This is a genomic window from Planococcus dechangensis (assembly GCF_042654465.1).
Lineage (GTDB): Bacteria > Bacillota > Bacilli > Bacillales_A > Planococcaceae > Planococcus > Planococcus dechangensis.
The window spans coordinates 1,395,162-1,408,695 of sequence record NZ_JBHSGL010000005.1 but is presented as its reverse complement, the minus strand read 5'-3'; the positions used below and the strand labels follow the sequence as shown (position 1 = coordinate 1,408,695).

Below are 13,534 nucleotides of genomic sequence, written 5' to 3'. Positions count from 1 at the left end.
AATCTCTCCTTTGCTTTTGGTGGTTACATAATAAATCGCGGAGTTTGATTCCGCGGTGAAATTAATCTGGATATTTTTCGTCGCTTGATGAACTATCTTTCGTATCCCGAGGCTTTTTCTCATCTTGCATATCCTGTTTCAAGTCTTCCAATGGGATAGCGTCGACGTTCATTTCCTCTTCGTGCATTTCATTCAATGTTTTTTTGTCTGTTTTGATACCTTCCGGGTTGTCCATTGCTGCCCCATCGCGGGTTTTTCGGTCTTTTTCGTTAAAATGGTTTTTTTCTGCCATAATTAGCACCTCTCCTTTAACGTTCTTGTCTATCTATTCCTTAATCGCGATGCTTTAAAACATTGAGGTCTGCTCGGAAAAACGAATGAGCATACGAAAAGCGAACGGTTCAATAAGGCAAGCGAGCGAAAAGTATATGGACTTTATTTCTGTAGGTAAGTGCTGTCTTGACTTCTTTGCTATTCAAAAAATTATTTAACTGAGGGCACTTGTGAAAAATGTGATGAAAGTGAAAAAATACTATTTTGTATATTGAGATTTCTTGGAAGGAATGATAAGCTCGTAGAGAATAATACATAGCTGACCACTGGGGGAGCCGGAATTGACTGGCTGAGACGAGCGAATGCTTGGACTCCTTGAACCTGATCTGGACCATGCCAGCGTAGGGAAGTGGTGCGTATGCTTCCTATTGTCTGCATACACCGCTTTCCCCATGGGATTGCGGTGTTTTTTTATGGATTCGGGAGTATGCATAAGCGGAGAGGAGACGAGACGCTTGGAAGAAACATGGAGCTATATCGAATCAGGACCGTGCTCGCCAGCTTACAATATGGCGATGGATGAAGCAATTATGAATTGGCAGCGTAGAACCGGCATGCCGCCCGTCCTGCGATTTTACAGTTGGGCACCGGCAGGGATTTCAGTCGGCTTTTTCCAGAAACTGAACGGCAGCATCGATCTTGAAGCAGCAGCAAAATTAGGCATTCCTTTAGTTAGGAGACAGACTGGTGGAAAAGCCGTCCTGCATGATCACGAGCTGACGTACAGCGTAGTGATTCCGGAACAGCATCCATCCATGCCGAAATCAGTGAAAGAAGCGTATTTGGTTATTTCACGAGGATTGCTTGAAGGCTACAGGAACTTAGGGATTCAAGCAGAACTCGCGGCAGAGACGAAACGCCAAAAAGAATCTTCAGCGGTGTGCTTTGAAGAGCCTTCTTGGCACGAACTGACGGTGGCGGGGAAAAAAGCGGCAGGCAGCGCCCAGACAAGAAAGCAAGGCATCATTTTGCAGCATGGATCAATTCCGCTGTCGCTTGATGAAGCGAATTTGTTCGAACTGTTTGTTTATCCGAATAGCGCGGTAAAGGAAAGGGCGCGCAACGCGTTCCGAAGTCGCGCAGTGGCGATCAACGATTTGATGGAAGAGCCGGCAGACTTCAACAAAGTGCAGGCGGCGTTTAAGAGCGGGTTCGAAACAGGACTGAATATCAGGTTGGAAAAGTTTGAGCCGCCGCCGGAGCTGCTTGAAGAGGTGTGCATGCTTGAAATGAAGTACGCGAGTGAGGAATGGAACTTTAGGCGAGAAGAGAAAGGGGAGCTTATGCGATGACGAAAACAAAGCAGCGTGAACGGAAACCCGAATGGTTGAAAGTGAAATTGAACACGAACGAAACTTATAATGACTTGAAGAAATTGATGCGCGAAAAGAATTTGAATACGGTCTGTGAAGAAGCTAAATGCCCGAACATCCACGAATGTTGGAGCGAGCGGCGTACAGCCACTTTCATGATCCTTGGCGACACATGTACGCGGGCTTGCCGTTTCTGTGCGGTCAAAACCGGCCTGCCGAATGAATTGGACCTCGGCGAACCAGAACGTGTAGCAGAGTCTACGGAAATCATGAACTTGAAGCATGTCGTCGTTACAGCGGTGGCACGTGATGACTTGAAAGATGGAGGGGCAGCGGTATTTGCTGAAACAGTGCGTGCCATCCACCGGAAAATGCCGGAAACAACCGTCGAAATTTTGCCGTCCGATATGAAAGGCGATTACGAGAGCCTGCATATGCTGATGAGCAGTGAACCGGATATTTTCAACCATAATATCGAAACGGTTCGCCGCCTGACGAAGCGAGTCCGTGCAAGAGCCACTTATGACCGTTCGCTGGAATTATTGCTGCGCGTCAAAGAAATTGCGCCTCACGTGCCAACAAAATCGAGCATCATGGTAGGGCTTGGCGAAACGAAAGAAGAGATTATTGAAGCAATGGACGATCTTCTGGCGCACAAAGTCGACATCATGACTATTGGCCAGTATTTGCAGCCGACGCTCAAGCATTTGGATGTCGAACGCTATTACCACCCGGATGAATTTGCCGAATTGAAAGAAATCGCACTCGCGAAAGGCTTCAAGCATTGTGAAGCCGGCCCGATGGTGCGTTCGTCGTATCATGCAGATGAGCAAGTGAACGAAACCTCCGTTCAGCGCCGCATCAAATACATGAAAGGCGTTGAATCAACAGGGGCAAAAATTGACCGGATCGAATTCTAACAAGAAGGTGCATGGAAATTTCTTTTGGGAGAAGGTGGTGAGCATGTTGGAGAAGAAGGCTGTAGCAGCACTGCTATTACCCTTTCTGCTGCTCTTTTTCAGCGCATGCACTCCAGTGTCTGAGGCAGATGAACCGGATCTCTTCCGATATGAAGGGGCATCGGTAGGAAATAACAGCGCTATCGTCAATACCGTTATCCATCTGCCGGGGACAGAACACTTTACAGGAATTAAACTTGAAACGAAACAACAGCCTTATGGAATTATCCTAGCTTATGATTGGTCTGAGTCTTCCTTATCGCACAAAGAAACCGCTGTCTACAATGCTACGTATTTGTTTACGCTTATCGACAATGTGGACTGGATTCAATTTGACTTTGACACTGGGTCAGACATGAAGCAGTACCGATTGACGAGAGAGCAATTAGAAGAATGGTACGGAGTAGAATTAGCCGGAATTAATGAGGAAGACGGACTGAAAGAACTCTTGAAATCGTCTTTTGAGAAAGAAAAAAAGCTTGATGAACTGTTATTGAAATCACCGAATCAGCAATAAAATAGGAAACGCAGCGGCATTTGTGGCCGCTGCGTTTTTTATTGATGTGGAATCAGCCGAAAATTTTTGCAGAAAAAGGGTTACTTTGCTGTTTTTGCTACTTCGACAATCACTTGTGTCGCTTTTTCCATGTTTTGTGCGGAGATGAATTCGAATTTGCCGTGGTAATTTTCACCGCCGGTAAAGATATTCGGTGTCGGTAAGCCCATATACGATAATTGGGAACCGTCCGTCCCGCCGCGCACCGGGATAATATCCGCTTGGATGCCGAGTGACTTCATCGCTTGTTCTACCTGATCGACGATTTCCATGACCGGTTCGATTTTTTCGCGCATATTGTAATATTGATCGGCAATGTCGAGGTCGATTGTCTCTTCACCGAATTCTTCCTGCAATTGGGCAGCTACCTGCTGCATATGGTGCTTTTTCGCTTCGAACTGCTCCTTGTCAAAATCCCGGATAATATATTGCAGCACAGTTTCTTCGACAGAGCCGTTGAAATTATTCAAATGGATAAAGCCTGCGTAGCCTTCCGTTTTTTCCGGTACGGCATCTTGTGGCATTTCAGCTTGGAAGCGGGAGGCGACGGTAATGGCGTTGACCATCTTGTCTTTGGCAGAACCGGGGTGCACGCTCGTTCCGTGGACGGTCAGTTTGGCGCTGGCTGCATTAAAGCTTTCATATTGCAGCTCGCCAATGGGACCGCCGTCCATCGTATAGGCATAATCGGCACCGAAACGCGCAACATCGAATTTATGCGGTCCGCGCCCGATTTCTTCATCGGGTGTAAAGCCAACGCGGATTTTGCCATGTTCGATTTCGGGATGCTCGATTAAATATTCCATCGCTGTCATGATCTCTGCAATGCCAGCTTTGTTATCGGCACCAAGCAAAGTCGTGCCGTCCGTCGTAATCAAAGTGTGGCCGATATAATTTTGCAATGCAGGGAAATCGGCAGTTTTCATCGTCACTTTGTCGTTGAGTGCAATATCCGTTCCGTCGTATTTGTCGATGCGCTGGGGATTAACGCCTTTACCGGTGAAATCAGTAGCGGTGTCAACATGCGCCAAAAATCCGATGACGGGGCGTTGTTCTTCCGTCGTGGCTGGCAAAGTGCCGAACAAATACCCATGTTTGTCCACTTCAACTTCTTCGAGGCCGATTGCCTTCATTTCCTTTTCCAGTTCATGCACTAGATCCCATTGACCAGGTGTAGAAGGGGTTGCTTCATTTTCGAAATCAGACTGTGTGTCGATTTTTGCATAACGGACCAAGCGTTCGATCAAAGTTTCGATCATTTTATTGCCTCCTATAATATGTAATGTTTTCATTTTACCACGAAATTCGGAATATATAGAAAAAACAGCGCCAGAGCGCTGTTTTGGTCAGTCTTGCTGTTTAGCTGATAAAGCTTGCTGGTGGGCTTGTTTGACTGCATCGAGCAGTGAAGCTTCCGTAAGCAAGCGGTAGGCTGTATTTGCCAATGCTTTGGCGCCTTTAATGAGTGCTTCGTTCCCGGCTTTTGATCGGGCGGCTTCACGGAATTCTTCGGTGTGTGCGATCAAGCTCTCAGGACCGATTTTGATATAGCCATGTGCTGTCGGGACTTCGTAGCTGATGTTGCCGGCATCTGTGGATCCGAGTCCGGAAATGCGCGATGCGGCTACTTCTTCGCCTAATGTCTCAAGTTCTGTTTTGACGATTTCATCGAGTGCCGGGGTCACGACCAGATCTTTCACTTCGTTTTGAAAGCGTTCGATTTCGACGCGCGCACCAGTCGCAAGAGCGGCACCTTGTGCAATCGCACGGATTTTAGTGGCGGTATCGGCCGTCTTTTTCCAGGAATTTCCGCGGATATAAAAGCGGGCAGAAGCATATTCCGGAATGATGTTCGGTGCGTCGCCCCCGTGTGTGATGATGCCGTGCACGCGCGCATCATCAGGCAATTGCTGGCGCAGGGCATTGATGCCATTAAAGAGCTGAAGCACGGCATCAAGCGCATTGATGCCTTTTTCTGGAGAACCGGCAGCATGTGCAGGCTTGCCGTAAAAGTGAAAGCTAAGCGGATCGACAGCGAGCGACGGGCCGGTGACAGCCGAATTTCCGGAAGGGTGCAGCATGAGTGCAGCGTCGATTCCCTTGAGCAATCCATGTTTGACGAAGCTCCCTTTAGCGCTGCCGTTCGGTCCACCTTCTTCAGCAGGGGTGCCGAGAACGACGACGCGCCCCCCGGTGGCATCCAAGGTCTTACTCAGCGCAATGGCTGCCGCAACGCTCGTCGTGCCGATAATATTATGGCCACATGCATGCCCAATCCCAGGCAAGGCGTCGTACTCAGCGAGAAACGCGATGGTCGGCCCAGGCTGATTGCTTGTGAAGCTGGCGAAAAAAGCCGTGTGATGGCCAGCGACGCCTTCTTCAACTTGGAATCCCGCTTCTTCTAGCAATCCGGTTAGCAATCCGCTGGCAAACACTTCCTCGTTGCCGATTTCCGGGTTTTCATGGATGGCGTGGCTGATGCGCAAATACTGGGCTCGATTATTATCAACCGACTCGGTAATCGTTTCGCGTGCTTCGGTAATAATGGTCATTTGATTTCCTCCTTAGTGGATCATTGATAATCGACTAGCTCTTCAACAGAAACGAAAGTAGGGATTTGCGCGCCTTTTGAGTACTCGACGACAAATTCAGCAGTATCTTCTTCTTGGTATAGTTCGACGATGCGCTGATAGGCTTCGTTATCTTCTTGCCCTGCTTGTGCGGCGATCAAGTTGATATACGGTTTTGCAGTGTCGCTTTCGCGTGCAATCGGGTCTTCCGATGGATTCAAGCCGGCATCGATCGCGACGCCGTTATTGATGATAGATGCTTCGACATCCGCCATGGCGCGTGGGGTATGGCCGGAAGTCATCGGCATGATTTCAATGTTTTTCGGGTTGTCGATGATGTCTTGAGCCGTTCCTGTTAAACCGGCATCTTCAGATAAGGTGATGAGTCCTGCTTCATCGAGCAAGAGCAACGCGCGGCCCATATTGGTCGCTTCATTCGGCATTGCAATCTGTGCGCCGTCCGGAAGTTCATCGATCGATTCGTACTTTTCGGAGTACAAGCCCATCGGTGCGATGACGGTAGAGCCGATCGGCACGATGTCGACATTATGTTCTTCGACAAATTCATCGAAATAAGAAATCGTTTGGAAGGCGTTCAAGTCAAGTTCGCCTTCAGCAAGTGCCAAGTTCGGTGCCACATAATCCGAGAACGTGATGATGTCGAGTTCGATGCCTTCTTTAGCGGCCTTGTCACCGACATAATCCCAAATGGTTGTATCCGAACCGCTGATGCCGAGTGTGACGGTAGTAGTGCCGTCGGCGGAATCGTCGCCTCCGCATGCGGTGAGTAGAGTAGCTAAGCCGGCTGTTGCAAAAAGAGCTGTAATTTTTTTCATAATGAAATCCTCCAGTGGGTTTTAAGTTTATGGTTAGAAAGGGATTAAAATATATTCAGTAATGATGTTATTGATGTTTTCGGTTCAACTGCGACGCACACGGCGTGACATCAAGTTGCCGAGTGATTGGACACCTTGGACGAGTACGACGAGTATTGCAACCGTCAAGAACATGACCATGGTGTCGAAGCGTTGGTAGCCGTAAGTGATGGCCAAGTCTCCGAGCCCACCGCCGCCGATAGCACCAGCCATAGCGGAGGCACCGATCAAACCGACGATAGCTATGGTCAGAGCCAGGACAAGCGAGCTGAGTGCTTCCGGAATAAGAAAGCGGAAAATGATTTGCCCTGGTGATGCCCCCATTGCCTGGGCCGCTTCGATAACGCCTTTATCGACTTCGAGCAGCGAGTTTTCTATGAGTCGTGCAATGTATGGCCCTGCGTAAAACACTAAAGGTACGATGGCTGCGGCAGTTCCGATCGACGTGCCGACAATGAGCCGTGTCAATGGGATGATTGCGACCATCAAAATAATGAACGGAATCGAGCGGAATATGTTGATGACAATGTTCAATATGTTGAAGACCACTTCATTTTCCAGCAGATGCCCTTTTCTAGTGACGACGAGCAATATGCCCAGCGGCAATCCAATGACGAGTGAGAATACAAACGAAGCACCGGTCATATAAAGTGTTTCCCATAATGCTTCTAAAATTTGCGATTGATTAACCTGCATGCTGCTGAACCTCCTCTACCAGGATATTGTCGTTGCGGATCGAAGCGAGTGCACGGTCGATCTCAGCGCGAGCGCCGTCGAATTCAACGATTAAATTGCCATAAGGAATGCCTTGGAGCTCAGTGATATTACCGAACAAGACATTTAAATCGAGATTGAATTCCCGCGACACGCGCGACATGAATGGCTGGCCGACGGAAGTGCCGGTAAACTGGACGCGGTAAATCGGACGCTTTTGATCGTTTTTATAGATTTGGTCGAGTAAGGACTCGGGCAATTCATCGTTCATGACGGAGCGGACAAAGCGTTTGGTCGTTGCGTGCTGCGGTTTCGTGAAAACATCGAAGACGCTGCCTTGCTCAATCACGCGCCCTTCTTCAAGGACCGCTACTTTGTCGCAAATTTCCCGGATGACGCCCATCTCATGGGTGATGAGCAAAATGGTAATGTTGTAATCTTTATTGATGCGCCGCAGCAAGTCTAAAATCGATTGTGTCGTTTGCGGATCGAGAGCGGAAGTCGCTTCGTCGCACAAAAGAATCGAAGGGTTGGTTGCAAGCGCTCTGGCGATGCCGATTCGCTGCTTCTGGCCGCCGGACAATTGGTCCGGGTATTTTCTTGCCTGGTCAGCCAGTCCGACAAATTCAAGAAGCTCTGTAACTTTGCGGTCGATTTCCGTTTTTGGCATTTTGGCAAGCAACAGCGGCATCGCGATATTGTGATGCACCGTTTTCGAGTCGAGCAAGTTAAAATGCTGGAAAATCATGCCGATATCTTTACGGATGTCTCGGATTTTTTTAGCGGTTAAAGCGGAGATGTCTTCTCCGTGGATAAATACACGCCCGGAAGTAGGGCGTTCGAGCAAATTGACTGTCCGGATCAATGAGCTTTTCCCTGCGCCGCTAAAACCGATGACGCCGTAAATTTCACCGGTTTCAACGGTCAAGTCGATGCCATTAAGCGCATGGACTTCCTGTTTACCGGATACATATGTTTTCTTGACTGCTTCAAATTGAATCATGGTGTCCCTCCTATGGCTGCCTGTAACGATTCGAATAAATGCGAACGAACACTTTCCTGAAATAACGAAAAAGAGCCCTCTTTTTTCTTATGCACAAGAAAAAAGAAGGCTCCAATTATGAAACCATCTCATTCTCATCTTCCAAATGCTAGAGCATTTGCAGGAATTAGCACAGTTTTCGCGAATTTGCGAATCTGCTGCCGAAACGTCAAAGGGCCTGTCCCTCGGTTTCTCTGGATAAGAAAGTGATGTAAGCTATTCAATTCGTGATTCCTACTTTATTTCGAAATAAGGAAAATGTCAACCGCTTTGTGAAAAAACTTTTAGCGGAAATATCGCTTATATAGTAGTTAAAATTTTTCGACAAATACACTTGACTTTAAACGGCTATGTCCTCTATACTTTTCCACAAGCAAAAAAATAGTTTCATACTCTTATCACGAGTGGCGGAGGGAATAGGCCCTGCGATGCCCGGCAACCAACAGACAACCGTCTGGAAAGGTGCTAAATCCTACAGTACTGCATGTGCAGCGCTGAAAGATGAGAGGAGGTAAATCCGTATATGACGGCCCTCTTCTTTCTGAAGAGGGTCTTTTCTATGTCCTCCTCACCTTTTACAAAAATTATAAAAAATCAGGAGGAACTCACAATGACAAATTTTAAACCCGAAACACTCTTATTGCACGGCGGACAGGAACCAGATCAAGTAACAGGTTCGCGTGGAGTTCCAGTCCATAAAACAACTTCCTATGTCTTTAAAGATACAGAGCACGCACAAAACTTATTCGGTTTGAAAGAAACTGGCAATATCTACTCACGTATCATGAACCCTACTGTAGATGTATTCGAACAGCGCGTCGCCTTGCTTGAAGGCGGCACAGCGGCAGTCGCTCTATCATCGGGCATGGCAGCAATCGCATTTTCGGTATTGAACGTTGCGGAAGCCGGAGATGAAATCGTCGCCGATAGCAATCTATATGGAGGCACCTATAATCTATTCGCTAACACATTGCCGCGCTACGGTATTACGACAAAGTTCGTCGATGCGACCGACCCGGAAAATTTCCGTGCTGCAATTACCGACAAGACAAAAGCTTTCTTCGGTGAAATCATCGGAAATCCGAGCCTGAACGTATTTGATGTTGAACGCGTCGCACAAATCGGCCATGAAAACGGTATTCCGCTATTGATCGATAACACATTCGCTTCACCGTTCGTCAGCAACCCGATCGAATTCGGTGCAGATGTGGTCATCCATTCGGCAACAAAATGGATCGGAGGGCACGGCACGACCATCGGCGGTGTCGCTGTAGATGCGGGCCGCTTCAACTGGGACAACCCGCGCTTCCCGAACTACACACAACCGGATGAATCCTACCACGGTATCCGCTTCGGTATCGATGTTCCGGACGCTGCGTTTGCGACGAAACTGCGCGTTCAATTATTGCGCGATTTCGGGCCGACTCTCAGCGCAGACAGCGCACATGCACTGCTGCAGGGGCTTGAAACTTTACACTTGCGCATCCCGCGCCATGCAAGCAATGCACAAAAGGTAGCGGAATATTTGAAAGACCATCCTCAAGTGGAATGGGTCAACTACCTTGGATTCGAAGATCATCCTTCAAGTGAACTTGCGAAGAAATACTTGAAAAACAGCTACGGTTCGATCGTCAACTTTGGCATCAAAGGGGGAAGAGATGCCGGTCGTAAAGTGATTGATGGAGTCAACCTGTGGTCTCATGTGGCGAATGTCGGCGATGCCAAATCGCTGATCATCCACCCGGCTTCGACGACGCACCAGCAATTGACGGCAGAAGAACTGAAAAACAGCGGGGTTACAGAAGAATTGATCCGTTTGTCAGTCGGTTTGGAAAATCACGAAGATTTGATCGCTGATTTGGAACAAGCCATCCAAGTAGCGATACTCACAAACGCGTAAGGAGGGATTCGAATGACGACAGTATCCATCGGCCGGCTGACGCTGGAATCGAACGATAGTTTACCTGAAGTGGAATTGGCATATGAGCATGTCGGCAATAAAACGGCGCCGGCGATTCTGATTTGCCACGCATTGACAGGCGACCAATATGCAGTCGGCACTTCAGTGCAGCCAGGCTGGTGGGCAGGGCTTATCGGTCCCGGCAAAGCGGTGGATACCGACTTGTTCCAAGTCATTACCTTTAATGTGCTTGGCGGATGCAATGGTTCGACGGGCCCGTCATCGATCAATCCCGAAACAGGGCATCCTTACCGTGCAGCGTTTCCTGAGCTGACAATCCGTGATATGGTCAAAGCAGAGCGCAAGGCGCTGGAAGCTTTGGGCATCGATCATCTGGCAGCCGTCATTGGCGGATCACTGGGCGGCATGAAAACTTTGGAATGGGCAAGGCTGTATCCAGAGTTTCTCGATACGGCGATTGCGCTTGCAGTGACGCCTTATTACTGCGATTATGGGGTCGCGTTCAACCACATTGGCATCCAAGCGATTAAAAATGATCCGGAATTCAAAGGGGGCGCGTATAATCCGGAAATCCAGCTCAAAGGATTCGAAATTGCCCGCATGGCCGGCATGGTGACATACCGCAGCGGAAAATTATTCAATGGCCGCTTTGGCCGTGCGCGTCGCGACGAAGGGTTTGAAGTACAGTCTTATTTGGATTATCAAGGCCGCAAGCTGGCAGGCCGCTTCGATCCGAATAGTTACCTTGTGTTGTTAAAAGCGATGAATGCACACGATGTGGAAGAAGCGGAACTGTCGTCTGAAATTTTGTCGATTTCATATAGCCACGATTTATTGTATCCGGCCGAATTGATGATTCCGTGGGTTGAGAAACAGCCCCGTGCAAGATGGGAACAAGTCGAAACGGATTTCGGCCATGATGGATTCTTGGTGGAATTTGACAAATGGGCTCACCACGTACGGAACCAGTTAAAACAAACGGTGAATGCCAAAAGCCACGCATTAGCGTAAATACAAAAAAGATCGAAGCCTCAATGGCTCCGATCTTTTTTGATGTGTCAATCTTCATCTTGGATGTCCACATCATCCGGAATAGGGGTCGCGCGCCATTCCTCAAGCTCTTGCTTAGCGAGTTCGAGCTGTTGGAAATGGCTGTCGAACTGAGAGGTGTTGATCATGTATTGTTCCCCGTCATGGACTGCGCGAATCCGGCCTTCAAGTACATAGCGGTTGACTTGCTCTTCAGGCATCGACAAAAAAGCGGCAGTTTCCTGGACTGTCATATACATGCGATCACCTCCTCTTATTCTTCTATTATAATCCCAAAAGTGCCCTATCTCAAACTATGTGTGCCGTGGTATGTTTAGAGATGGGAATGGAAGATATTTCATCCTTACATAAAAATCAATACGGCTCACTAAAATAAAGCGTTAACAATCGAGTTTTTATATAGAAGGAAAGCGGTGGGAATAGATGCAAACAAAGGCATACATATGGGTATTATTCGCAGCAATGCTGTGGGGAACAACTGGAACAGCACAAACCTTTCTCGTGGGCGATGCCCATCCATTGACAATCGGCGCCGTCCGGCTTGCGATCGGAGGATTCGGGCTGCTGCTATTCGTCTGGCTATCCGGGGCGTTGCGTGGTGCACGGATCCCGTGGCTATGGGTGGCGCTCTCTGCAATGTGCATGGCGCTGTTTCAGCCCTTCTTTTTTTCTGCTGTCCAATTGACGGGCGTCGCCATCGGAACGGTCGTGGCGATCGGCAGTGCTCCCGCATTTTCCGGGGTGTTAGAAGCGCTCATCGTGAAGCGCAGGCCGGAACGGGTATGGGTGTTGTCGACCCTTCTTGCGATTACCGGCTGTATTTTATTATTTGCGAACCGCGATAATTATATCGTCGACCCGATCGGCGTGCTGCTCGCACTTCTTGCCGGATTATCGTTCGCAGGCTATGCGATGTGCAGCAAAAATGTGCTGGGGGTCATGGATGTGGTGCCGGCTGTAGCTATTATCTTTTCTTTGAGCGGCGTTGGGTTGATGCCTTTCTTATTATTCTTGGATACTGGCTATTTAGCGGAACCGCGCAATTTGTTGATAGTCGCCTATTTGGGCCTCGCGGCGACCAGTTTAGCTTATTTATTGTTTTCAAGCGGCTTGAAAACGATTCCTTCATCTTCTGCCGTTACTTTATCGCTTGCCGAACCATTGACCGCATCGATTCTTGGGGTGGCAGTAGTGGGGGAAACACTTAGTGGACAGTCGTGGACGGGCGTTGCTTTATTGCTTGGCGGCATTGCGCTTTTGGCATTTAGGAAAGAAAATGGAAAAGCTTAAGAATATCTTCAGAATTTCCGTAAGCTGCTCTTAAGATTTGTCCTCTACACTAAAGTCAGAAATGAAAAGAGGTGGAACAAGTGGAGCAACTGACAGTCATGGTAGCAGACGACGATAAAGAAATCCGTGATGGCATCAGCATTTATTTGAAAAATGAGGGTTTTCAAGCAATCGGGGCATCAAACGGCCAGGAAGCACTTGAGTTGTTGGATAAGCAGCAAGTTCATTTGGTGATCATGGATGTCATGATGCCGCAGCTCGATGGGATTCATGCGACATTCAAAATTCGGGAACAGCGCAACATCCCGATCATTATGCTAAGTGCACGCAGCGAGGATTCCGATAAAATACATGGCTTATCGATCGGGGCAGACGATTACGTAACCAAACCCTTCCATCCGATGGAATTGATGGCTAGAGTAAAGTCTCAACTCAGACGTTACGTCACGCTTGGGAATTATGGCGAAGCAGCAAAGAGCATGGAAATTGATGGATTGGTTCTCGATTCGCAAGCGAAAACAGTGTTGGTGGATGGAGTGGAAATACGCATGACGCCAACTGAATTCAATATTACGGAATTGCTGATGAAATACGCTGGTCGGGTTTTCTCGATCGGCGAAATTTATGAGCGGGTGTGGCGGGAACCGGCATACAATGCTGAAAACATCGTCGCAGTACATATTCGGAAAATACGTGAGAAAATCGAGCTTGACCCGAAAAACCCTCGCTACGTAAAGGTGGTGTGGGGCATTGGCTACAAAATGGAAAAATGACTTATGGTCGGTTGCTGCCATCGCTGTCGCTTTATTGTGCCTAGTTTATTGTTCTTCATTCATCCTGGATTTTCTGTTCAAATCACCTGAAGACTTGCTTGCTACACTGCGCCACTTAACAAAAGGAGATCTATAACT

The 13,534-nt window shown here is 48.2% G+C and carries 15 protein-coding genes and 3 riboswitches; of the genes, 8 read left to right on the top strand and 7 right to left on the bottom strand.

Features of this window, described 5'->3' with window-relative positions; all coding sequences use genetic code 11:
* Positions 1-61 precede the first annotated feature (61 nt).
* The gene (locus ACFO5U_RS10075) at positions 62-292 is read right to left on the bottom strand and encodes a hypothetical protein (protein WP_377278878.1); all 231 of its coding nucleotides are present in this window, start codon (positions 290-292) and stop codon (positions 62-64) included.
* A gap of 299 nt (positions 293-591) precedes the next feature.
* Positions 592-698: riboswitch (TPP riboswitch) on the top strand.
* Positions 699-746: 48 nt separating this feature from the next.
* Here ACFO5U_RS10075 and ACFO5U_RS10070 point away from each other — a divergent pair.
* Genes ACFO5U_RS10070 through ACFO5U_RS10060 form a run of 3 tightly spaced genes read left to right on the top strand, consistent with a single transcriptional unit; the run spans position 747 to position 3,122 of the window.
* On the top strand, positions 747-1,625 hold the full coding sequence (locus ACFO5U_RS10070) for a lipoate--protein ligase family protein (RefSeq protein ID WP_377278876.1): 879 nt from the start codon (positions 747-749) through the stop codon (positions 1,623-1,625).
* On the top strand, positions 1,622-2,566 hold the full coding sequence (gene lipA / locus ACFO5U_RS10065) for a lipoyl synthase (protein WP_377278874.1): 945 nt from the start codon (positions 1,622-1,624) through the stop codon (positions 2,564-2,566). Before ACFO5U_RS10070 ends, lipA begins: the two co-directional genes overlap by 4 nt.
* A gap of 43 nt (positions 2,567-2,609) precedes the next feature.
* A complete protein-coding gene (locus ACFO5U_RS10060; protein ID WP_377278872.1) occupies positions 2,610-3,122 on the top strand; it encodes a DUF4825 domain-containing protein in 513 nt (170 codons plus the stop codon).
* A gap of 80 nt (positions 3,123-3,202) precedes the next feature.
* Here ACFO5U_RS10060 and pepT read toward each other — a convergent pair whose 3' ends face one another.
* From pepT to ACFO5U_RS10035, 5 genes are all read right to left on the bottom strand, one after another.
* A complete protein-coding gene (gene pepT, locus ACFO5U_RS10055; RefSeq protein WP_377278871.1) occupies positions 3,203-4,420 on the bottom strand; it encodes a peptidase T in 1,218 nt (405 codons plus the stop codon).
* A gap of 87 nt (positions 4,421-4,507) precedes the next feature.
* On the bottom strand, positions 4,508-5,713 hold the full coding sequence (locus tag ACFO5U_RS10050) for a M20 family metallopeptidase (protein ID WP_377278869.1): 1,206 nt from the start codon (positions 5,711-5,713) through the stop codon (positions 4,508-4,510).
* Positions 5,714-5,733: 20 nt separating this feature from the next.
* Positions 5,734-6,567 carry a MetQ/NlpA family ABC transporter substrate-binding protein gene (locus tag ACFO5U_RS10045; protein WP_377278867.1) on the bottom strand — a complete coding sequence of 278 codons (834 nt, stop codon included), beginning with the start codon at positions 6,565-6,567 and terminating at the stop codon, positions 5,734-5,736.
* A gap of 84 nt (positions 6,568-6,651) precedes the next feature.
* Positions 6,652-7,302: a methionine ABC transporter permease gene (locus ACFO5U_RS10040; protein WP_377278865.1), complete on the bottom strand. Its 651-nt coding sequence runs from the start codon at positions 7,300-7,302 to the stop codon at positions 6,652-6,654.
* A complete protein-coding gene (locus ACFO5U_RS10035; protein ID WP_377278863.1) occupies positions 7,292-8,323 on the bottom strand; it encodes a methionine ABC transporter ATP-binding protein in 1,032 nt (343 codons plus the stop codon). The genes ACFO5U_RS10040 and ACFO5U_RS10035 overlap by 11 nt, the downstream gene beginning before the upstream one ends.
* Before the next feature lie 131 nt (positions 8,324-8,454).
* Positions 8,455-8,567, bottom strand: a riboswitch (SAM riboswitch).
* Between the two features lie 187 nt (positions 8,568-8,754).
* Positions 8,755-8,870, top strand: a riboswitch (SAM riboswitch).
* A gap of 102 nt (positions 8,871-8,972) precedes the next feature.
* Between ACFO5U_RS10035 and ACFO5U_RS10030 the strand changes: the two genes are divergently transcribed.
* Both ACFO5U_RS10030 and metX read left to right on the top strand, forming a co-directional pair.
* Positions 8,973-10,262: an O-acetylhomoserine aminocarboxypropyltransferase/cysteine synthase family protein gene (locus tag ACFO5U_RS10030; protein ID WP_377278861.1), complete on the top strand. Its 1,290-nt coding sequence runs from the start codon at positions 8,973-8,975 to the stop codon at positions 10,260-10,262.
* A 12-nt stretch (positions 10,263-10,274) separates the two neighbouring features.
* Complete coding sequence (gene metX, locus ACFO5U_RS10025) at positions 10,275-11,294, top strand: homoserine O-acetyltransferase MetX (protein WP_377278859.1); 1,020 nt, start codon at positions 10,275-10,277, stop codon at positions 11,292-11,294.
* A 47-nt stretch (positions 11,295-11,341) separates the two neighbouring features.
* On the opposite strand, the gene ACFO5U_RS10020 is transcribed toward metX, so the two are convergent.
* Positions 11,342-11,572 carry a helix-turn-helix domain-containing protein gene (locus ACFO5U_RS10020; RefSeq protein WP_377278857.1) on the bottom strand — a complete coding sequence of 77 codons (231 nt, stop codon included), beginning with the start codon at positions 11,570-11,572 and terminating at the stop codon, positions 11,342-11,344.
* A gap of 184 nt (positions 11,573-11,756) precedes the next feature.
* On the opposite strand from ACFO5U_RS10020, the gene ACFO5U_RS10015 reads away from it, so the two are divergent.
* From ACFO5U_RS10015 to ACFO5U_RS10005, 3 genes are all read left to right on the top strand, one after another.
* The gene (locus tag ACFO5U_RS10015) at positions 11,757-12,623 is read left to right on the top strand and encodes an EamA family transporter (RefSeq protein ID WP_377278855.1); all 867 of its coding nucleotides are present in this window, start codon (positions 11,757-11,759) and stop codon (positions 12,621-12,623) included.
* 80 nt (positions 12,624-12,703) lie between these two features.
* Positions 12,704-13,396 (top strand): response regulator transcription factor, encoded by a 693-nt coding sequence (locus ACFO5U_RS10010; RefSeq protein WP_377278853.1) that lies wholly within the window; start codon positions 12,704-12,706, stop codon positions 13,394-13,396.
* Positions 13,374-13,532 carry a hypothetical protein gene (locus ACFO5U_RS10005; RefSeq protein ID WP_377278851.1) on the top strand — a complete coding sequence of 53 codons (159 nt, stop codon included), beginning with the start codon at positions 13,374-13,376 and terminating at the stop codon, positions 13,530-13,532. Before ACFO5U_RS10010 ends, ACFO5U_RS10005 begins: the two co-directional genes overlap by 23 nt.
* Positions 13,533-13,534: the final 2 nt, after the last annotated feature.

What these genes read in the sequence shown, in the direction of transcription:
- ACFO5U_RS10075 (WP_377278878.1), bottom strand. Translation starts at nt 292, where the DNA reads ATGGCAGAAAAAAACCATTTTAACGAAAAAGACCGAAAAACCCGCGAT.
- ACFO5U_RS10070 (WP_377278876.1), top strand. Translation starts at nt 747, where the DNA reads ATGGATTCGGGAGTATGCATAAGCGGAGAGGAGACGAGACGCTTGGAA.
- lipA (WP_377278874.1), top strand. Translation starts at nt 1,622, where the DNA reads ATGACGAAAACAAAGCAGCGTGAACGGAAACCCGAATGGTTGAAAGTG.
- ACFO5U_RS10060 (WP_377278872.1), top strand. Translation starts at nt 2,610, where the DNA reads ATGTTGGAGAAGAAGGCTGTAGCAGCACTGCTATTACCCTTTCTGCTG.
- pepT (WP_377278871.1), bottom strand. Translation starts at nt 4,420, where the DNA reads ATGATCGAAACTTTGATCGAACGCTTGGTCCGTTATGCAAAAATCGAC.
- ACFO5U_RS10050 (WP_377278869.1), bottom strand. Translation starts at nt 5,713, where the DNA reads ATGACCATTATTACCGAAGCACGCGAAACGATTACCGAGTCGGTTGAT.
- ACFO5U_RS10045 (WP_377278867.1), bottom strand. Translation starts at nt 6,567, where the DNA reads ATGAAAAAAATTACAGCTCTTTTTGCAACAGCCGGCTTAGCTACTCTA.
- ACFO5U_RS10040 (WP_377278865.1), bottom strand. Translation starts at nt 7,302, where the DNA reads ATGCAGGTTAATCAATCGCAAATTTTAGAAGCATTATGGGAAACACTT.
- ACFO5U_RS10035 (WP_377278863.1), bottom strand. Translation starts at nt 8,323, where the DNA reads ATGATTCAATTTGAAGCAGTCAAGAAAACATATGTATCCGGTAAACAG.
- ACFO5U_RS10030 (WP_377278861.1), top strand. Translation starts at nt 8,973, where the DNA reads ATGACAAATTTTAAACCCGAAACACTCTTATTGCACGGCGGACAGGAA.
- metX (WP_377278859.1), top strand. Translation starts at nt 10,275, where the DNA reads ATGACGACAGTATCCATCGGCCGGCTGACGCTGGAATCGAACGATAGT.
- ACFO5U_RS10020 (WP_377278857.1), bottom strand. Translation starts at nt 11,572, where the DNA reads ATGTATATGACAGTCCAGGAAACTGCCGCTTTTTTGTCGATGCCTGAA.
- ACFO5U_RS10015 (WP_377278855.1), top strand. Translation starts at nt 11,757, where the DNA reads ATGCAAACAAAGGCATACATATGGGTATTATTCGCAGCAATGCTGTGG.